The sequence below is a fragment of the Streptomyces sp. AP-93 genome, assembly GCF_022808175.1.
In the GTDB taxonomy this organism is placed as follows: Bacteria; Actinomycetota; Actinomycetes; order Streptomycetales; family Streptomycetaceae; genus Streptomyces.
In genome coordinates this window covers 264,504-283,725 of the sequence record NZ_JALGBX010000008.1, presented here as the reverse complement: position 1 = coordinate 283,725, position 19,222 = coordinate 264,504, and the positions used below count along the sequence as shown (strand labels likewise).

Here is a 19,222-nt window from a genome sequence, read left to right as displayed (position 1 = left end):
TCAACGGGCGCCGCAGGAGCGCAGGTGGGCGCGGGTGCGGCGGGCGATCGGGAGCGGCTGGTCGGGCGGGCACGGGTACATGTCCTGCTCCACGATGGCGAACAGGTCCACGCCGAGCCGCTCGGCGGCCGCCAGCACCGGTTCCAGCGCGGGCACCCCCGCGGGCGGCTCGCACATCACCCCGCGGGCCACGGCCGGCCCGAAGGGGACCTGGTCCCGGACGACTTCGGCGAGGATCCGCGGATCGACCTGCTTGAGGTGGAGGTAGCCGATCCGCTCGCCGAAGGTCTCGATCGCCCGGACGCTGTCGCCGCCGCAGTACGCGTAGTGCCCGGTGTCCAGGCAGAGGGAGACCAGCGCCGGGTCGGTGGCGTCGAGGAAGCGCGCCACGTTCTCGGGGGTGTCGATGTGCGTGTCCGCGTGCGGGTGGACGACGATCCGCAGCCCGTACTCGTCCTGGACCCGCTTACCCAGCCGCTCGGTCTGCGTGGTCAGTTCGCGCCAGCCCTCCGGGGTGAGGGTGCGGTCCTCCAGCACCTCGCCGGTCTTGTCGTCCCGCCAGAAGGACGGGATCGAGACGAGGTGCGCCGCACCCATGGCCCGGGTGAGCTCCGCGATCCGCGACACGTGCTCCCAGGTCTCCTCCCACACGGCGGGCCCGTGATGGAGTCCGGTGAAGACGGTTCCCGCGGAGACCCGCAGGCCGCGCGCCCCGACCTCGTCGGCGAGCCGGACGGGATCGGTGGGGAGATAGCCGTAGGGGCCGAGCTCGATCCACTCGTACCCGGCTTCGGCGACCTCGTCGAGGAACCGGTCCCACGGGGTCTGCCGGGGATCGTCGGGGAACCAGACCCCCCAGGAGTCCGGAGCCGAACCGACGCGGATACGGGTCAACGCGGGTGGTGAGGACGTCATACGGCCACCTTAGGGTGCGAGGCTCTTGGGGACGGGGAGCACTCGGTCGGGAGGAATGGTGTGGTGATGGCTGCGGATCCGTTGGCGTTCGACCTGATCACAATGGGGCGGATCGGGGTGGATCTCTACCCCCTGAAGACCGGCGTACCGCTCGGCGAGGCGGACACCTTCGGGAAGTTCCTGGGCGGTTCCCCGGCCAACGTCGCCGTCGCGGCGGCCCGGCTGGGCCGGCGGACCGCGGTGATCACCCGGACCGGCGCGGACCCCTTCGGCGCGTATCTCCGGGCGGAGCTGCGCGGGTTCGGCGTGGACGACCGGTGGGCCGGGGAGGTGGCGGCCTATCCGACGCCGGTGACCTTCTGCGAGATCTTCCCGCCGGACGATTTCCCGCTGTACTTCTACCGGTACCCGAAGGCGCCCGACCTGGAGATCGCCGCGGACGAGCTCGACCTCGACGCGGTGCGGGCGGCGCGGGTGTTCTGGATGACCGGTACGGGGCTCAGCGCGGAGCCGAGCCGGACGGCCACGCTGGCGGCGCTGGAGGCGCGTGGGAGGAGCCCGTTCACGGTGTTCGACCTGGACTGGCGCCCGATGCTGTGGCCCTCCGGGGAGGGAACCGGGGCCAGGCCGGTGCCGGTGCCCGGGGGCGGGGCCGCCGTGCCGGGGGCCGAAGCCGCAGCCGGGCCGGCGTCCGACGGTCCGGCCGCCGGGCCGCAGGAGTGGTACCGCCGGGCGCTGTCCTTCGCCACGGTGGCCGTGGGCAACGCCGAGGAGTGCGCGATCGCCACCGGCGAGACCGAGCCGTACGCGGCCGCGCGGGCCCTGCTCGCGGCCGGAGTCGAACTGGCGGTGGTGAAGCGGGGCCCCGCGGGAGTGCTGGCCGTCCACCGCGACGGGACGGTGGCGGACCTCCCGCCGGTACCGGTGACGGTCGTCAACGGACTGGGCGCCGGGGATGCCTTCGGTGGGGCCCTGTGTCACGGGCTCCTCGCGGGATGGGAGTTGGAGCGGGTGATCCGGTACGCGAACGCGGCCGGGGCGATCGTGGCCTCACGGCTGGCGTGTTCGACGGCGATGCCGTTCGCCGGGGAAGTGGAGGAGGTGCTCGGCCGTGCCGGTGGTGTCTGAGTGGGCGATGGACTGGACGAGGCTGCTCGTGCTCGACCTCTCCCCGGGGGAGCCGTACGCGCACGCGTGCGGGGAGTCCGAGTGGATCGTGCTCCCCCTGGCGGGCGGCTGCGAGGTCCGCTGCGCGGAGCCGTTCCCCTCCCCGCCCCTTCCCGAAACTGGTGGCTCCGCCCCCAGACCCCCGTCCCGGGGCTCCGCCCCGGACCCGGCGGGGGCTCCGCCCCCGGACCCCCGCGCCTCAAACGCCGGCGAGGCTGGAGTTGATCCGGGCGTCTTCAACACGGGCGTGGCTGCACGCGCCCCCAGCGCAGTCGAGCCTGGGCGTGCACCCCGGGCCTCAGAGCGCGCGGAGCGCCACGCGCACGTGCCGGCTGACGTCGGCGGAAATCCAGCCCCTCCGGCGTTTGAGGAGCGGGGTCCGGGGCGGCGCCCCGGGAGCGGACCGCAGGTTTTCCGGCTACGGGGGCGACGCGGGGTGTTCGACGGCCCCACCGACTTCGCCTACCTCCCCCGGGACGGCCACGCCGAGATCGCCTCCCGCGAGGGCGGCCGCTTCGCGCTGGTCGGCGCGCGCTGCGAGCAGAGCCTCCCTGCCCGGTACGGGCCCGCCGCCGAGGTACCCGTAGAGCTGCGCGGAGCCGGACACTGCTCCCGGCAGGTCAACAACTTCGCCGCCGCCGGAGTCTTCGACTGCGACCGGCTCATCGCCGTGGAGGTGCTCACCCCCGGCGGCAACTGGTCCTCGTACCCGCCCCACAAGCACGACGAGCACCACCCCGGTGTGGAATCCCGGCTGGAGGAGATCTACTACTACGAGATCGCCCCCCACGCAGACACGCCCGGCCTCGGCTACCAGCGTGTCAGCCCCTCCCCGGCGGGGAAGACCGACATCCTCACGGAGGTGAGGACCGGTGACGCGGTCCTCATCCCGGACGGCTGGCACGGCCCCTCCATCGCCGCGCCCGGCCACGACATGTACTACCTCAACGTCATGGCGGGACCCGGCGCGACCCGGGAGTGGCTCATCCGGGACCACCCCGACCACGGGTGGATCCGTTCCACCTGGACCGGCCGGGACACCGACCCCCGGCTGCCCTTCCACCGAGCGGAGGACCCCGCGTGAGCACCTCGCAGACCGTCCGGCTCACCGTCGCGCAGGCCCTCGTCCGCTTCCTCGCCCGGCAGTACACCGAGCGCGACGGGCACCGGCAGCGGCTGATCGCCGCCACCTGGGGGATCTTCGGGCACGGGAACGTCGCCGGGATCGGCCAGGCCCTGCTGGAGGCCGGCCGCGGGGAGATGCCCTTCCTGCAGGGCCGCAACGAGCAGGCGATGGTGCACGCCGCCGTCGGGTTCGCGCGCCAGAGCGGGCGGCTGTCCGCGCACGCCGTCACCACCTCCATCGGGCCGGGCGCCACCAACCTCGTCACCGGAGCCGCCCTCGCCACCATCAACCGGATCCCGGTGCTCCTGCTGCCCGGTGACGCCTTCGCGACCCGGCCCGCCGACCCCGTCCTCCAGCAGCTGGAGGTCCCCCATGCGGGTGATGTCTCCGTCAACGACACCCTGCGCCCCGTCTCCCGCCACTTCGACCGCGTCACCCGTCCCGAAGCCCTGATCCCCGCCGCCCTGCAGGCCGTACGGGTCCTCACCGATCCCGTGAGCACCGGCGCCGTCACCCTCGCGCTGCCGCAGGACGTACAGGCCGAGGCGTACGACTGGCCGCAGGAGTTCTTCGCCGAGCGGGTGTGGGGCGTACGCCGGCCCCGCCCCGACCGGACCGAGCTGGCAGCGGCCGCACGCGCCGTACGGGGCTCCGTGCGGCCGCTGATCATCGCCGGCGGCGGGATCCGGCACAGCGCGGCGGGGGCGGCGCTGGCGGAGTTCGCCGAGGCCACGGGGATCCCCGTGGCCTTCACGCAGGCGGGCAAGGGAGCTCTGCCGTGGGACCACCCCGCCGACGTGGGCGGGATCGGGCACACCGGCACGGCCACCGCCGACGCGCTGGCCCGCGAAGCCGATCTGGTGATCGCCGCCGGGACCCGGCTCACCGATTTCACCACCGCCTCCGCGACGCTGTTCCAGGACCCCGGGGTGCGGTTCCTCGGGCTGAACCTCGACCCGTACGACGCCCACAAGCTCGCCGCCCGCCCCCTGGTCTGCGATGCGCGGGCGGGCCTGGAGGAACTCCGGGCCGAGGTCGCCGGGTACCGGGTGGACCCCTCGTACGAGGCGGCGTACAAAGAAGGGAAGAGGGCGTGGGAGCGGCTGGTCGACGGGGCCTTCGCGGCTCCCGACGAGGACTCCGTCCCGACGCAGGCACAGGTGCTGGGCCTGCTGGACGGCCTCGTCGACGGTGACGACATCCTGATCAATGCCGCCGGTTCGCTCCCCGGGGACCTGCACAAGCTGTGGCGGGCCCGCTCCGCGGACCAGTACCACGTCGAATACGGGTACTCCTGCATGGGCTACGAGATCCCCGCCGCGATCGGCACCGCGCTGGCCGCCCCCGGGCGGCCGGTGTGGGCACTGGTCGGCGACGGGACGTACCTGATGAACCCGACCGAGATCGTCACCGCCGTGCAGGAGGGGATCCCGGTCAGGCTGGTGATCCTCGACAACCACGGGTACGCCTCGATCGGCGGGCTCTCGGACGCGGTGGGCGCCGAGGGGTTCGGTACCGCCTACCGCTTCCGGGCGGTGGACGGTTCGTACAGCGGTGCGCCCCTGCCGCTGGACCTGGCGGCCAACGCGGCCTCCCTCGGGATGGCCGTCCTTCGCCCCCGCACCCTCGGTGACCTGCGCAAAGCCTTCGCCGAGGCGCGGGTGGCGGACCGTCCCACATGTGTCTACGTGCAGACCCGAACACCCGACACTGTGTCGGGCCCGCCCCCCGCACAGGCGTGGTGGGATGTCCCTGTGGCCGAGACCGCGACCCGTGCGTCGGCGGTGGAAGCCCGAGAAGAGTACGACCGGCAAGCCGCGCAGCGACGTCGCCATCTGTGAAGGAGTTAGGCATGAAGACCGTCAACCACTGGATCGGTGGCAAGACCGTCGAGGGCGCGTCGGGCAACTACGGCCCGGTCACCGACCCGGCCACCGGCGAGGTCACCACGCAGGTCGCCCTCGCGTCCGCCGACGAGGTCGACGCGGCCGTACAGGTCGCCAAGGAGGCGTTCCTGTCCTGGGGGCAGTCCTCGCTGGCCGCCCGCACCAAGGTGCTGTTCGCCTACCGCGCCCTGCTGGACGCCAACCGCGACGCGATCGCCGAGCTGATCGTCGCCGAGCACGGCAAGGTGCACTCCGACGCGCTGGGCGAGGTCGCCCGCGGCCTGGAGATCGTCGAGCTGGCCTGCGGCATCACCGTGCAGCTCAAGGGCGAGCTGTCGACGTCCGTGTCCAACCGGGTGGACGTCTCCTCGATCCGTCAGCCGATCGGCGTGGTCGCGGGCATCACCCCGTTCAACTTCCCGGCGATGGTGCCGATGTGGATGTTCCCGCTGGCCGTGGCCTGCGGCAACACCTTCATCCTCAAGCCGAGCGAGAAGGACCCCTCGGCCTCCACGCTGCTGGCGCAGCTGGCGAGCCAGGCCGGTCTGCCGGCGGGCGTGCTGAACGTGGTCCACGGTGACAAGGTCGCCGTCGACGCGCTCCTCGCGCACCCCGACATCGCGGCCGTCTCCTTCGTGGGCTCGACCCCGATCGCCCGCCACATCCACACCACCGCCTCCGCCAACGGCAAGCGCGTACAGGCCCTGGGCGGCGCCAAGAACCACATGCTGGTGCTGCCGGACGCCGACCTGGACGCCGCCGCCGACGCCGCGGTCTCGGCCGCCTACGGCTCGGCCGGCGAGCGCTGCATGGCCATCTCCGCGGTCGTGGCCGTCGGCTCCATCGCCGACACCCTCGTGGACAAGATCCGCGAGCGCGCCGAGAAGATCAAGATCGGCCCCGGCAACGACCCGACCTCCGAGATGGGCCCGCTGATCACCGCCGCCCACCGCGACAAGGTCGCCTCGTACGTGACGGGCGCGGCCGCGCAGGGCGCCGACGTGGTCCTGGACGGCACCGGCTACACGGTGGAGGGCAACGAGAACGGCCACTGGATCGGCCTCTCGCTGCTGGACAACGTCAAGACCGACTCCGACGCCTACCGCGACGAGATCTTCGGCCCGGTGCTGTGCGTGCTGCGCGTCGAGACCTACGAGGAGGGCGTGGCGCTCATGAACGCCTCGCCGTTCGGCAACGGCACCGCCATCTTCACCCGCGACGGCGGCGCCGCCCGGCGCTTCCAGCTGGAGATCGAGGCGGGCATGGTCGGCGTCAACGTGCCGATCCCGGTGCCGGTGGGCTACCACTCCTTCGGTGGCTGGAAGGACTCGCTCTTCGGCGACCACCACATCTACGGCAACGACGGCATCCACTTCTACACCCGGGGCAAGGTCGTCACGACCCGCTGGCCCGACCCGTCGGACGCCCCCGCCGGCGTGGACCTCGGGTTCCCGCGCAACCACTGACCGCCAGGCTCCGGCGGCAGCCCTCGCACGCCCCGTAGGACCGCTCGCCCCCCGCAACCCTCACCGCGGGGGGCGAGCCCGTTTCCGGCCGGCCGTCCCGACCGCGCTCAAGCATCGACCAGACGTCCGCCGCCGCCGTCCGTGACCAGACGGGGTCGCCGTGCCCGTAGCCCGGGACGACGGTGAAGCGGACCCGCCGGTGGGCGCCCGCCCGGATCAGCCGGGGGCCAGGTCGCCGGAGTAGGGGCCGGTCGTGTCCAGGGCCACCACCCGGGTCAGGCGGGGTGATCGTCGTGCGCGGCCGCGTCCAGGGCGAGCAGGGCCCCGGCGGAGTGGCCGACGTACTGGTACGGCAGCCCGAGCGCCCCGTCCAGCGCCTCCACGACCCCGGCCAGATCCCGGAGGTGCGCGGCGAGCCCCCGGTCGGGGCCGATGTCCTGCAGGGTCGCGGCGTCCTCGCGCGGGGTGACGCCGACGACGAGCAGGCCCTCGCGGCGCAGCCGGTGGGCGAGATTCAGGTGGGACGGGGTGAAGAAGCCGGAGCCGAAGTTCAGTCCGGCGCCCGGCAGGAGGTACGCGATCCCGCGCGCGGTCCGCCGGGTGTCCGCGATCACGTCCACCGTGACCGGGGCCGGACCGCCGTCGTCGAGCGGGAGCGTGAGCCGGATCCAGCCGTCGCCCGGGACGTACACCGCGGTGCCGGTGCCCAGCGTCCGCTCGACGAGGGTCAGCAGCCCGATCCCCGCGTCGGCGGGATCCGGGGGCCGACCTGCGGGGATGGTTCCGTGCGCGGGCCGGCCGGGCTCCGCTTCGCCGTGCTGTCGTGCCATGTGTGGTGCCTCCCGGCGCCTGCCCCTGACCGGGGATGGCCGAATGCCGTCCCCTGGGGACACCTTTGCCGATCAGCGCACTTCGGCCAAGTCCGGTTCGCATTCCGGCTGTTCGGCTGCGGCCCGGCGGCGCTTGCGCAGTACCCGGGCGGCGATGGCGGCGCCGGCCAGGACCAGGAGGGCGCCGAGTGCGGGCCACGGCACGGCGAGGAACTCCGTGGCGGAGGAGGAGACGAGGTCGGGGTGGGCCGAGGCGCCGGCGGTGATGCCGACGGTGACCCAGTCCGACTGGGGTGCGTCCGCCCACTCCTCGGTCAGCTCGATCCGCTGGCCCGGCAGCAGGACGAGCTTCAGCTCGCGGGCAGGCCGGTCGAGCACCCGCCGCCCGAACAGCCCCTCGGCGGAGACGGTCACCTTCGGCTCGACGACCACGTTGCCCCGGTTGACCAGGGAGTACGTGATCCTGGCGCGGGCGTCCTTTACCCAGGGCAGCAGCGGCGCCGCCCGGCTGATCTTCACGTCTTCGACGCTCAGCCCCGGGGTCACCGGCCCCGGGACCCGGAAGTACAGGCGGGCGCCGACCTGGCGCTTCACCCCGACCTGGACCTTGCCCTCCTGCTGGATGCCCTCCACGGCGGTGTTGAGGGCGACGATCCCGCCCACGTGGTCACCGGGCGTCGCGTCCGCCGGAACCTTCACGGAGAACGGGAAGTCCTTGCGGCCCTTGGGCGGCACGGTGACCGTGGTCCTGGTCTCGGGCGGCAGCGCGACCCACGTGCCGACGTCCTTGGGCTTCGTCTCCACCGGCAGCAGCGCGAAGCCGCCGCCCACCGGGGTGTTGACGGCGTCGGTGGCGAATATCTGGAACGTCAGCTCCTTGTCGGAGGAGTTCACGATCGTCGCGCTGTCGCTGATGGTGGTGCCGGCCTCGCCCTGGTGGAAGAAGTACGCGCGGTCGGTCATCGCCGCACCGGCCGCGGGCGTCGGGAAGACGCCCCAGGTGCCGTTGTCCGCGGCCGTCGCGGGGAGGGCCGGGAGCAGCAGGGCGGCGAGGCCGAGGAGCAGGCCGAGGAGGAGGGTGCGGGTGCGCATGGGGGTTCTCCAGTCGGGCCGGACGGGGAGGGCGTGAGCCGGGGGTCCCTGGTCGAGGGGTGGTGCGCGGAAGGGTGGTGCGCGGAAGGGTGGTGCGCGGAAGGGTGGTGCGGGGTCGTACGGGTCAGGCGATCGAGAAGGTGACGACCGACTGGTAGCTGTCCGCGAACATGAACGGCGGGAGCTGGATCATTCCGGCTCCGCCGATCTCGAACTCGCCACCGGTCAGGTCTTCGCCGCCCGCGGCCGCCGAGGCGACCTTCAGCGGGACGTCGGAGATCGCACCGGGCGTACCGGTGGTGCATGTGCTCGGGCTGGCCGGGTTGGTCACCTTGCAGGTCGGCTGGATGCCGATCTGCGCCGTGGCCATGGAGTGGCCGGTGACCGAGTTCAGGAACGGCGTCCGGGTCGCCGAGACGTCCCAGCCGAGGGTCCCGCCGCGGAAGTCCTGGACGGCCATCGCGGTGAACTGGCCGACGACCGACTGGGACTTGCCGTTGATGGTGACCGAACCGAAGCTGACGGCGGGGTTGCCCGCCTGCGGGCCGATGGCCAGCGGGCCGGGCAGGACCTCCACGTCGACCGGGTTCTGCACGCCGGGCTGCGGAACGATGAAGATGTAGCCCTTGTACGGGAGGACCGAGCCGTCGATCTTGATCGCGTCGGCGGGCAGGTTGACCGTGATGTTGCAGGTCGCGACGCCGGCCGCGGTGGCCGTGCCGGTACCCGTGTCACCCGTGGCCGTACCGTTCTTGAGCGCGGAACAGGTGACCGCGCCCGCCGGGAAGTTGGCGCCCGTGACGACGACCTCGGTGCCCGCCTCACCGCTGTTGGGCGTGAGCTTGGTGGTGATCGGGTCCTTGGGCAGGGCCTCCACGGCCACCGAGCCGAGCGAGGCGCTCGGGCGCGGGTTCGGGGTGCAGGTGGTGGTGAAGACCGAGCCCATGAGGCTCGCGTCCGTCACCGCCAGGTCCAGGGCCACCTGCACGGTGGCGCCCTCGGAGCCGTCCGGGATCGTGACGGTGCCGGAGAAGGCGGCGGGGTTGAGCGCCTGTCCGGCGATCACGTCGACGGTCTCGGGCGGGCTGACGACCGTCTGGAGGGTCGACCCGACCTTGAGGGTGATCTTGGAGACGTTGGTGGTCGTCACCGAGAAGCTGGGGATGACCGGGCTCGGACCCGGGTCGATGGTGATCGGCACCACGTCGCCGGCCTTGGCGCCGTCGGGCAGCGTGATCGTGTAGGGCTGGGTGCCCGAACCACCCGGCTGGGGCGCGGGCGCGACGCAGTCCATCGGGACGGGCGTCGTCTTGGTCGCGGCCTGCGCGGTGCCCGACAGACCCACCACGGCGCCCGTCAGGGCCAGGGACAGAGCGCCAGCCCCGGCCAGAACTCTTCGTCGAAACGTTGTACTCACTGGGTCGCGACTCCTTCGTCATACGAACCCTCCCCCCACCCGCTGTGTGGGGGAGGTCGAGCCGGTGCGGTGGCCGACATTGACGCGTCGCGGGATTGAGAAGTCAATGACTTGCTTTCGCCCGAAGCACACAGAAATTGATGTGCCATCAGGCCGGGTGGAGCGGAGGGGCGGATACCCGTTGGCCGGCGCGCAGCGCGGGTGGGGCGGGTGGGGTTGCGGACGGGCCCATCGGGCCGGGCCTTCGCCTGGTCCCGCCGGGGTCCGCCGGGGCGCGTGAGGCGCCGCCGGCGGAGGACCCCGTACGGGCTACGGACCGGTCGGGACGTGCAGCAACAGGTTCGGTGTCCCGGCCGGCAGGGCGGTGATCCGGTCCCGCACGGAGTCCCGTACGAGGGTTTCGGCCACCTGCGCGGGAGTCTGGCGCGGACCGCCGGCCGCCAGCCCCCGGGCCAGCACCAGCGCGGCGGCGCCCGCCACGTGCGGGGCCGCCATCGAGGTGCCGGAGGCGCGGGCGACGGCCGTGGTGGAGCCCTTCCAGGCGGAGGTGACGGCCACGCCGGGGGCGGAGAGGTCCACGCAGGCGCCGTGGTTGGAGAAGGCGGGCCGCCGGTCCGTTGCGTCCGTCGCGCCCACGGTGAGCGCCTGCGGGACGCCGCCGGGGGAGCCGGTGCAGGCGTTCTCGCCGGAGTTGCCGGCCGCCACGGCGAAGGTGATCCCGGACGCGACGGCCCGCGTCACCGCCCGGTCGAGGGCGAAGCTGTGGCCGCCGCCCAGGCTCATGTTGGCCACGGCCGGGGTGGCGGGTGACTTGAGGGCGTCCTTCACCATCCAGTCGATGCCGCGCGTGATGGCCGACAAGGTAGCGTCCCCGCGGCAGTCCGCCACCTTCACGGCGACGAGCGAAACCCCCTTGGCCACCCCGTAGGCGGCTCCGCCGACGGTCCCGGCGACGTGCGTGCCGTGGCCGTTGCAGTCCGTGGCGCCTTCCATGAACACCGCGTTGGCGCCCCAGCGGGCCCGGCCGCCGAACTCCTGGTGCAGGGTGTTGATCCCGGTGTCCACGATGTACGCGGTGATCCCCTCGGCCTTGGCCGGGTACGTGTACGAGCCGTCGAGGGGCAACTCGCTCTGGTCGAGCCGGTCCAGGGCCCACGGCGCGGGGGTCTGGACGAGGGGAGCGGCGGGGGCGACGGCGTCGCCGGGAGGGGTGTCGCCGAGGGGAGTGTCGTCGTCGATCCGGAAGACCGTGTCGGGCTCCACGGAGGCAACCCGCGGATCGGCGGCGAGTTCGGCGGCGCGGGCGGCCGTGGTACGGACGGCGAAGCCGCTCAGGGCGGTGTCGTAGACGCTCTCGACGCGGTCGCCGGCGGCCTCGGCCTCGGTGGCGAGGGCGCGGGCGGCGGCTGCCGCGGAGGCGCGGATGGCGGTGTCCTTGAGGACGACGACGTAGGCGGAGGTGGGGGCGTCGGCGGTGGCGGCCGGGGCGGTGGCGGCGTACGGCGGCAGGGCGGTGGCCGCCGCCAGCAGGGCGGCGGCCGGGAGCAGCGCGGTGAATGCGGTCATGCCGCCGATGCTCGGCGAGGCACGGGCCGCCCGCGCGGAGGGTGCGCCGACTGGCCCCACGACACGCCGCCCCGGGGGGCGCTCGGGGCTACCGGGCGAAGGGCCAGCCGAGCATCCTGAAGACGCCCTCGTCACGGGCGCCGGCCGCCCCGTACGTGGCCAGCGCGGCTTCGTTGTCGGTGTCGACGCCCACCCACATGCCGTAGCAGCCGCGCGACTCGGCTTCGGCGGCGAGCGCCTCGGTCAGGGCCCGGCCGAGGCCGCGCCGACGGTGGGCCTCGGCGACGGAGAGCTCGTAGAGGCACATCTCGGTGCCCTTGTCGGGGTGGATCATCTCGATGCCGGAGACCATGCCGACGGGTGAGCCGTCCACGTAGGCGATCAGCATCAGGTGTCCCGGGGCGGAGAGGAACCGCTCTGACCAGTCCGCGCGGGCGGGCCCGTCGAAGAGGGCTTCCGCAGCTTGGAGTTCGGCGACGGTGCGGGCGGGGCGGATGTCCATGGCGGCGACGATAGCGGTGCCGAGAGCGGCGGCGAGAGCGATAACGAGACCGGCGGCGAATGAGGCGCTCACGGCGATGACGAGCAAGGCGCCGCCGGCCGTTACGAGTGAGGCGCGCCACCGGCGGTGACGAACGGGGTGACGCCAGGGGCGACGAAGCGGAGGCGAGGACAGTGCCGGGGCGGCGGCGCTGAAGGCGGTGGCGAAGGCGGCGGTCAGGGCGAGGTGGGGTTGAGGGGCGGCGTGAAGGCGGTGGCGATAATGGCCGGATGGCCAACGGGGAGCACGATTTCGACACGGAGTGGCGCGCCGCGCCGGAGCCTCTGCGCAGGGCGCTCACCCTCGCCCACGAGTCGCTCGCGGCCGGAGGCCTGGCGGTCGGAGCCGTCCTCACGGACGCCGACGGGAACCCGGTCGCCGAGGGGCGCAACGAGGCGTACGAGGACGGCCCGGGTACGGGGCCGCTGCGCGGGACGCCGCTCGCCCACGCCGAGATGAACGCGCTGGGGGCCGCGCGCACGGGCCGGGACCTGGGCACGGCGACGCTGTGGAGCACCCAGGAGCCGTGCTCGATGTGCGCGGCGGCGGCCGACTTCACCGGCGTCGGGCGGGTGCGGTACCTGGCCCCGGACCCGTGGGCGCTGTCGAGCGACAACGGCTCCGGCGCGGGCGCCGACCCCGGCCGGACGCACTGGCTGCTGGTGGCCAACGCCATGTTCCTGCGGAGCGTGGCCGCGGCCTCGGACGGCCCCGGGGAACCACGGATCCTGACACACCACCGGGCCGTCGAACCGGAGACCGCCGCCTTCCACGACAGCCTGCCGGCGGGTCTGCCGACGGCTGCCTCACCGGAGGACTGGCTGCGCCCCCACTGGTCCCGTCTCGCGGAGCTCTCGGCGGCCCGCGAGCTGCGCACGCTCTCCGACACCCGCGGGCTCACCCGGGATCAGGGGGTCGTGGCCGACACCTGCCGGACCGGGGTGCCGCCCCGCGTACCCGCCCCTGCCCCGGGGGACGGGGTGCCGTCGGTCCAGGCGTAGACCTCCTTGCCGCGCACCGTGACCTGGTACTGGTAGCCATCGCGGCATTCGGGCCGCTCCTCGGACCCGGTGCCCGCCGGCCACCACTTGGCTTCCAGCGCCGTCCCCGCGTGCTTGCTCGGCGTGCCCGCCGAGCACTGCGGGCCGTCCAGCGGGGTCGCACCCAGGGTGAAGCGGAGCAGCCGTGCCTCACCGTCGGTGCGCGCCATTATTCGCACGTCGGTCGCGTCCTTCGGCACCCAGCGCGGCAGCACCCACGTCGCCTCCCCGCGCGCCGATTCCCCGCGCGCCGGTTCCCCAAGCGTCGGAGCGTCGGCGGCCGTCGCGAAGCGCATGCCCTTCTCCTTGAACACCCGGTCGTTGATCGTGTCGGTCAGGGGGTTGGGCGGGAGGTTGGGCAGGGCGATGGCGGCGGTGGCGAGGACTCCCACGGTGGCGGCGGCGATGACGAGAGGACGGCGGTTCATGTCTACGAGTATTCGCGTCGGCGGCCCTAGTCCGCGTCCCTCCCGAGGCTGAACCGGATCTCTGCCGGAAGAGTGACATCGGCTCATACCTGAGTACCGGTCCTGGCCACTGGTCCTGACCACCGGCAGAGATCCCCGACACCAGTGCGGGCAGAACTCGTTAGAGGATGCGTGCCCCGCCTCCCCGCCCCCGCCCTCGTCACCGGCGCCGTGGCCGCCGTACTGGCCTTCGCGCCCCCGGCGTCCGCGGCCCGGCAGGCCCCGCAGGCCCCGCAGGACAAGCCGCAGGTGCTGAACGGCTGGACGCAGCCGGGCACGGCCAGCCAGGGCGCCTGGGCCGCGGCGCGCGGGAACCGGGTCGAGTGGGAGCCGTACGGCTTCGACTGGACCACGGACTACTGCACCACGTCCCCGGACAACCCCTTCGGCTTCCCCTTCCGCACGGCCTGCGCCCGGCACGACTTCGGCTACCGCAACTACAAGGCCGCGGGCGAGTTCCCGGCGGTGAAGCCCCGGCTGGACGAGATGTTCCACTTCGACCTGAAGCGCGTCTGCGCACGCTACTCGGGCGCCCGCAAGGCCTCCTGCGACGGCACCGCGTGGACCTACTACCAGGCCGTCAGGGCCTTCGAGTAGCCCTCAGGGCCGACGGCGCCGCCGGCCGCGTCCGGTGCGGCAGTCACAGCGAGACGGGTCCGATGTCGGCGGCGGTCCGGGCCAGTGCGCGGACGGCCGGGCTGTCGGTGGTGGAGCGCCAGACCAGTGCCAAGGGGAGCTGGGGGGCGTCGTGGAGGGGCACGAAGACGATGCCGGGGTGGCTGGTGTAGCGGGCGGCGAGCACGCCCAGCGGGTGGACGCACTGTCCGGCGGCCACCAGGGCGAGGATCTCGTGGAAGGTGTGCGCAGCGGGGCCGCGGGGTATTCGGCGGCCGAGCGGTGTGCGGGTGGGGACCATGGAGGCGAGCCAGTACTCGGGTGCGTCGGGGCCGAGGTCGGCGACGTGGTGGTCGGCGAGGTCCTCCAGGGACGCGGTGCCGAGACCGGCCAGCGGATGCCCTGCCGGCACGGCCAGGACTCGCCCTCCGGTGGCCACGGTGGGGCCGACGGTGAGGTCCGGTTCGGCCACGGGCAGCCACAGCACGTTCACGTCCGTCTCCCCGGTGCGCAGGGAGGTGAACGGGTCGCTGCCCACGACTTCGGTGAACTGCACGTCGCTGCCGGGGTAGCGGCTGCGGAACGCGTCGAGGTGGGGCCGCAGTTCGTATCCGAGCATGCCGATGACGCCCAGCCGTACCCGGCCCGCGCCCCCACCGGCCGCCTCGGCGCGGGCGAGTCCTGCTTGCAGAAGGTCGTGGGCCTGCTGCAGGTCATCGCGGAGGCGCCGGCCGACCGGAGTCAGGGCCACGCGCCGGCTGGTGCGGTCGAACAGCGCCGCACCGAGGCGCCGCTCCTGTTTGCCGATGGCCTGGCTGACGCGTGCCTGGGACACGTGCGGCCGTTCGGCGGTGCGGCCGAAGTGCAGCTCCTCGGCCAACGTCAGGAAGCTCGTCGCCGCCGTGCTCCTGGTGCCCGTCGCCGCCACCCTGGCCCGGCTGGTGCGGCAGGGGCAGGGGCAGGGGCACGGCCAAGGCGCCGCGGCGGCGACGGCGTTCGCCGGCGGACTGCTGGCCGGCGGCGCGCTGGCCTCCAGCGCCGTGCTCACCTGGACCCTCGGCCGGCTTCCGCACGAGGCACCGGAGGCACTGGCTCAGGCCCTGGCAGACCTGTCCTTCCTCACCGGCGGTCTCGGATACGCCGTGTCCTTCGCCCTCCTGGCGGCAGGCACCTGCCTGGCAGCCCGCGGCAGCGGGCTCCTGCCGCGCGCCTGTGTGACCACCGGTCTGGTCGTCGCCGCCGCCGGACTGGCCGCCACCCTCACGCTCCTCGTCTTCGTCTTCAGCTACCTGCTGCCCGTCGTCCGCTTCGGTGGCACGGCATGGCTGGTGTGGGCAGCGTTCGCACTGGCCCGCTCGCGCCCGGCTGCGTGAAACGCCGGAACCGGCCCCGGCGGAGATCGCCGGGGCCGGTCCTGGAGGGGCATGGGTGGGATGCTGGCTGCGCGGGCCACGCTGGCTACGCCTGCGGGGACCGCAGTTCCAGCAGGGTGATGTCCGCCGGGGCGCCGACCCGAACCGGTGGGCCGAAGAAGCCCGCCCCGTTCGTCACGTACACCTTGGTGTCGTCCACCTTGCCGAGCCCGGAGTTGACCGGATTGGCCAGCTTCGTGATCGCGGTGAGGGGAAACATCTGGCCGCCGTGCGTGTGTCCGGACAACTGGAGGTCCACCCCGTGCCGGGCGGCTTCGTCGGCGAACACCGGCTGGTGGGCCAGCAGTACGACGGGACGCGACAGATCCCGTCCGCCCAGGGCCTTCCCGAGGTCGGGCCCCCGGCCGTAGTCCTGCCCGGCGAGGTCCTCGACCCCGGCCAGGTCGAGGTAGGCCCCGTTGTGCCGGATCTCCACGCGTTCGTTCACCAGAGGGCGGACGCCGACGTTGCGCATCTCGTCCAGCCAGTCCTCGACGCCGTCGTAGAGGTACTCGTGGTTGCCGGTGACGAAGAAGGCGCCGTACCGCGATTCGAGCCCCTTCAGCGGCCGGGCCGCAGGCCCCAGCTGGGACGCCGTTCCGTCGGCGAGGTCGCCGACGATGGTCACCACGTCGGCCTGCAGCCCGTTGATCATCCGGACGATCCGCTCGGTGTGGGAGCGCCCGAGGAGCGGTCCCAGGTGGATGTCGCTGACGACGGCGATCCGCAGACCGGCCAGGCGCGGGTTCACCTTCGAGAGGGTGACCGGTACGCGCTTGATCAGCGGGTCACCGAGCGCCGAGGACATGCCGTAGCCCACAGTGCCGAGGGCGGTGGCCCCGGCCAGGGTGCCCACCGCCCGGCCGAGGAAGAGCCGGCGGCCGACCAGACGGTCCTCCGCCTTCGCCTCAGCTTCAGCCTCCACCTCCGCCGGTGCGGGTGCGGCCGCCGGTGCCGACGCCGCCGGTCCCGCCGCCGACACCGAAGCCGCCGCCGGCACGGGGACCCGTACCGCAGTCGCATCCGCCCGCTGCCCGGCGCGCCGCCACCTGCGCAGCGCGAGCGCCCGCGGCAGTTCGAGTATCACGAGCGTCGGCAGCAGGTAGAGCAGCACTCCGATCAACACGTAGCCGGGCCACGCCAGGAACCGGCCGCCACCTCCGTCCGAGGGATCGAACAGCGGGGTGAGGATCCGGGTCCCGGGAGCGAGCAGCGCCGACAGGACCACCCCCCACGTGGCCAGCCGCCGCACGGACGTCCCCGGCCTGGTCGTGTCACGGACCAGGCGGATCCACAGGTAGTAGTGGACGGCGGCGGAGCCCACCAGCATGAGCGCCGTCACTCCGAATCCCAGCATGTCTCTCTCCCTCGCGCCGGATGGATCAGGCGCGGTCGGCGCGGACGCCGACCCCTGCCGTGTCGGGCTGCCCGGAGGCAGCGGCAGTGGCAGCGGCACCGGCGGCGGGTGCGGCCGGGGCCGACGACTCGGAGATGCCGAACCGGTCGTGGAACGCGCGCAGGGGCGCCGGGGCCCACCAGTTGGCCTTGCCGGCGAGCCGCATGGAGACCGGTACGAGGACCGCGCGGATCAGCGTGGCGTCGACCAGGATGACCACGACCATGCCGATGCCGAGCATCTTGAGGAAGACGATCTCGGACGAGGCGTACGTGGCGAACGAGGCCGCGAGGATGACCGCCGCCGAGGTGATCAGCGGGCCGCTGCGCTCCAGGCCTGCGGCCACCGCGCCCGCGTTGTCGCCGGTGAGGTCGTACTCCTCCTTGATCCGCGACAGCATGAAGACCTCGTAGTCCATGGAGAGGCCGAAGGCCACGCAGAACATCAGGATCGGGATGCTGGGCTCGATCGAGCCGCTCGGGGTGAAGCCGAACAGGTCGGCCAGGTTGCCCTCCTGGAAGATCCACACGAGGACGCCGAACATCACGCCCATGCTCAGCGTGTTCAGGAGCATGGCCTTGGCCGGGAGGAGCAGGCTGCCGGTCATCAGGAACAGCACGAGGAACGTGGTCACCAGGATCAGCCCGAAGACCAGCGGCAGCCGGTCGACCAGCTCGGAGCGGAACTCGCTCAGTTCGGCGGGGTAGCCGCCGATCTTCACCGAGCCGGGCTCGGCGCCCTTGGCGGCGACGGAACGGATCTCCGAGTGGGCCCGGTCGATGTCCTGGGCGACGGTGCGGTGCGTGGCGACCACCGAGTACCAGGTGCTGCGCTCGCTCGCGAACCGGCGGGAGGACTCACCGGGTTCGGCGATCTTCTGGCCCTTCGCGTACGAACCGGTGAGGGCGTCGACCTGGTGGATGCCGGCGACCTGGGACAGCTCGGTGGCCGTGGCCTCGATCGAGGACCGGTTGGCGTCGGTACCGGCCTGGCCGGTACGCAGGACCTTGATCGCGCTCGTTTCCTCGGCGGCGAAGTTGTCGAGGATCTGCTGCTGGACCACCCGGCTGGACACGTCACTGGGCAGCACCTGCGCACCCGGCACGCCGAAGGTGAGACCCAGCGCCGGAGAGGCCAGCCCCAGCAGCACCACCAGCGCCGGGATCCCGTACAGCAGCGGGCGGCGCATCATGCGCAGCGCGGTGTGGTGCCACCAGCCCTGCTCGGGGCGGGTGTTCTCGTTCTTGCGGGCGACCTTGTGGCCGAGGCGGGCCAGCGAGGCGGGCAGGATCACCAGGGCTGCGAAGACCGAGGTGAGGACCGTGGCGATGCCGGCGTACGCGAACGAGCGCAGGAAGGGGAACGGGAAGAGCAGCAGGGCGGCCAGCGAGAGGATCACGGTGAGACCGCTGAAGGCGACAGTGCGGCCGGCGTTCGCGACGGAGTGCTCGACGGCCTCGGCGACGGACCGGCCGGCCCGCAGCTCCTCGCGGAAGCGGTTGATGACGAAGAGGCTGTAGTCGACGCCGAGCCCGATGCCCATCACCAGGGCCAGGTTGGCGGCGAAGGTGGAGACGTCGGTGATGTACGTGACACCGCGCATCAGCGCCAGAGTCGTGATCACCGAGAACAGGCCCATGCCGAGGGTGAGGAAGGCGGCCGAGAACCGGCGGTAGATGGCGAACAGCAGGAGCAGCACCAGGGGGAGGACGATCATCTCGGCCCGCAGGAAGTCCTTGCGGGACTGCTCGGCGGCCTGCCGGAACACCTCGTCACCGCCACCGACCTGGACCTTCACCTGCGGGCTGTCCCGGGTGAAGGCCGGTGAGATGTCCGCCAGCCTGGTGCGGGCCTCGGTCACCGTGCCCGACATCCGGGCGATGATCAGGGCCTGCTTGCCGTCCGTGCCCCGCATGGTGGGGGAGTTGCCCCGCGACCAGTACGAGAAGACCTCGGCCACTCCGGCCTGCCCGGCGAGCTCCCGCTCCAGGGCACGGCCCTCGGAAGCGACGGCGGCCTCGTCCACGCCGCCCTGCTTGGCGGTGACCATCAGCAGCACGCTGGGCGTGCCCGCCTTGAACTCCTTCTCCAGGACGGCGCGGGTGGTGACCGACTCGGATCCGGGGGTCTCGAAGCGGCTGAGGACCAGGCGGTTCATGGTGCCGGCGGCCAGGACCAGGCCCAGTACGGCCAGGGCGATGCCGACCCAGACCACGAGCCGGGACCGGGCGACGGTCACCCGCCCCCAGCGCTGCAGTGCGGGGGGATGCTCCACGGGGTTGGTGC

At 73.1% G+C, this 19,222-nt stretch carries 17 protein-coding genes; 7 read left to right on the top strand and 10 right to left on the bottom strand.

Annotated features, from left to right (window positions below; translation table 11 throughout):
• Positions 1-915: a sugar phosphate isomerase/epimerase gene (locus MTF69_RS16270; RefSeq protein WP_243334989.1), complete on the bottom strand. Its 915-nt coding sequence runs from the start codon at positions 913-915 to the stop codon at positions 1-3.
• Positions 916-981: 66 nt separating this feature from the next.
• Here MTF69_RS16270 and iolC point away from each other — a divergent pair, with 66 nt between their 5' ends.
• The 4 genes from iolC (at position 982) to MTF69_RS16245 (ending at position 6,560) form a co-directional block, all read left to right on the top strand.
• A complete protein-coding gene (gene iolC / locus MTF69_RS16265) occupies positions 982-2,043 on the top strand; it encodes a 5-dehydro-2-deoxygluconokinase (protein ID WP_243334987.1) in 1,062 nt (353 codons plus the stop codon).
• A gap of 286 nt (positions 2,044-2,329) precedes the next feature.
• Positions 2,330-3,166 (top strand): 5-deoxy-glucuronate isomerase, encoded by an 837-nt coding sequence (gene iolB / locus MTF69_RS16255; protein ID WP_243335106.1) that lies wholly within the window; start codon positions 2,330-2,332, stop codon positions 3,164-3,166.
• A complete protein-coding gene (gene iolD, locus MTF69_RS16250; protein WP_243334986.1) occupies positions 3,163-5,049 on the top strand; it encodes a 3D-(3,5/4)-trihydroxycyclohexane-1,2-dione acylhydrolase (decyclizing) in 1,887 nt (628 codons plus the stop codon). The genes iolB and iolD overlap by 4 nt, the downstream gene beginning before the upstream one ends.
• An 11-nt stretch (positions 5,050-5,060) precedes the next feature.
• On the top strand, positions 5,061-6,560 hold the full coding sequence (locus tag MTF69_RS16245; RefSeq protein ID WP_243334984.1) for a CoA-acylating methylmalonate-semialdehyde dehydrogenase: 1,500 nt from the start codon (positions 5,061-5,063) through the stop codon (positions 6,558-6,560).
• Positions 6,561-6,835: 275 nt separating this feature from the next.
• Here the strand turns inward: MTF69_RS16245 and MTF69_RS16240 are convergent, their stop codons facing one another.
• From MTF69_RS16240 to MTF69_RS16220, 5 genes are all read right to left on the bottom strand, one after another.
• Positions 6,836-7,390: a hypothetical protein gene (locus MTF69_RS16240; protein ID WP_243334976.1), complete on the bottom strand. Its 555-nt coding sequence runs from the start codon at positions 7,388-7,390 to the stop codon at positions 6,836-6,838.
• Positions 7,391-7,462: 72 nt separating this feature from the next.
• Positions 7,463-8,482, bottom strand: coding sequence for a WxL protein peptidoglycan domain-containing protein (locus tag MTF69_RS16235; protein ID WP_243334974.1), 1,020 nt, complete (start codon positions 8,480-8,482; stop codon positions 7,463-7,465).
• A 124-nt stretch (positions 8,483-8,606) separates the two neighbouring features.
• Positions 8,607-9,899 carry a hypothetical protein gene (locus MTF69_RS16230; RefSeq protein WP_243334972.1) on the bottom strand — a complete coding sequence of 431 codons (1,293 nt, stop codon included), beginning with the start codon at positions 9,897-9,899 and terminating at the stop codon, positions 8,607-8,609.
• Between the two features lie 309 nt (positions 9,900-10,208).
• Complete coding sequence (locus MTF69_RS16225) at positions 10,209-11,465, bottom strand: S8 family peptidase (protein ID WP_279345808.1); 1,257 nt, start codon at positions 11,463-11,465, stop codon at positions 10,209-10,211.
• Between the two features lie 88 nt (positions 11,466-11,553).
• On the bottom strand, positions 11,554-11,967 hold the full coding sequence (locus MTF69_RS16220) for a GNAT family N-acetyltransferase (protein WP_243334970.1): 414 nt from the start codon (positions 11,965-11,967) through the stop codon (positions 11,554-11,556).
• A 269-nt stretch (positions 11,968-12,236) separates the two neighbouring features.
• On the opposite strand from MTF69_RS16220, the gene MTF69_RS16215 reads away from it, so the two are divergent.
• Positions 12,237-13,007 carry a nucleoside deaminase gene (locus MTF69_RS16215; RefSeq protein ID WP_243334968.1) on the top strand — a complete coding sequence of 257 codons (771 nt, stop codon included), beginning with the start codon at positions 12,237-12,239 and terminating at the stop codon, positions 13,005-13,007.
• On the opposite strand, the gene MTF69_RS16210 is transcribed toward MTF69_RS16215, so the two are convergent.
• Positions 12,914-13,474 carry a hypothetical protein gene (locus MTF69_RS16210; RefSeq protein WP_243334966.1) on the bottom strand — a complete coding sequence of 187 codons (561 nt, stop codon included), beginning with the start codon at positions 13,472-13,474 and terminating at the stop codon, positions 12,914-12,916. The two genes, MTF69_RS16215 and MTF69_RS16210, sit on opposite strands and share 94 nt — an antisense overlap.
• A gap of 210 nt (positions 13,475-13,684) precedes the next feature.
• Between MTF69_RS16210 and MTF69_RS16205 the strand changes: the two genes are divergently transcribed.
• Entirely contained in the window at positions 13,685-14,110 is a 426-nt protein-coding gene (locus MTF69_RS16205; protein ID WP_243335101.1) for a phospholipase, read from the top strand.
• A gap of 43 nt (positions 14,111-14,153) precedes the next feature.
• Here the strand turns inward: MTF69_RS16205 and MTF69_RS16200 are convergent, their stop codons facing one another.
• Complete coding sequence (locus tag MTF69_RS16200) at positions 14,154-15,008, bottom strand: LysR family transcriptional regulator (protein WP_243334965.1); 855 nt, start codon at positions 15,006-15,008, stop codon at positions 14,154-14,156.
• Between MTF69_RS16200 and MTF69_RS16195 the strand changes: the two genes are divergently transcribed.
• On the top strand, positions 14,980-15,501 hold the full coding sequence (locus tag MTF69_RS16195) for a hypothetical protein (RefSeq protein WP_243334963.1): 522 nt from the start codon (positions 14,980-14,982) through the stop codon (positions 15,499-15,501). The genes MTF69_RS16200 and MTF69_RS16195 overlap by 29 nt on opposite strands.
• Before the next feature lie 85 nt (positions 15,502-15,586).
• On the opposite strand, the gene MTF69_RS16190 is transcribed toward MTF69_RS16195, so the two are convergent.
• The gene (locus tag MTF69_RS16190) at positions 15,587-16,897 is read right to left on the bottom strand and encodes a metallophosphoesterase (RefSeq protein ID WP_243334961.1); all 1,311 of its coding nucleotides are present in this window, start codon (positions 16,895-16,897) and stop codon (positions 15,587-15,589) included.
• A 25-nt stretch (positions 16,898-16,922) separates the two neighbouring features.
• Positions 16,923-19,211, bottom strand: coding sequence for an MMPL family transporter (locus tag MTF69_RS16185; protein WP_243334959.1), 2,289 nt, complete (start codon positions 19,209-19,211; stop codon positions 16,923-16,925).
• Between the last annotated feature and the right edge of the window lie 11 nt (positions 19,212-19,222).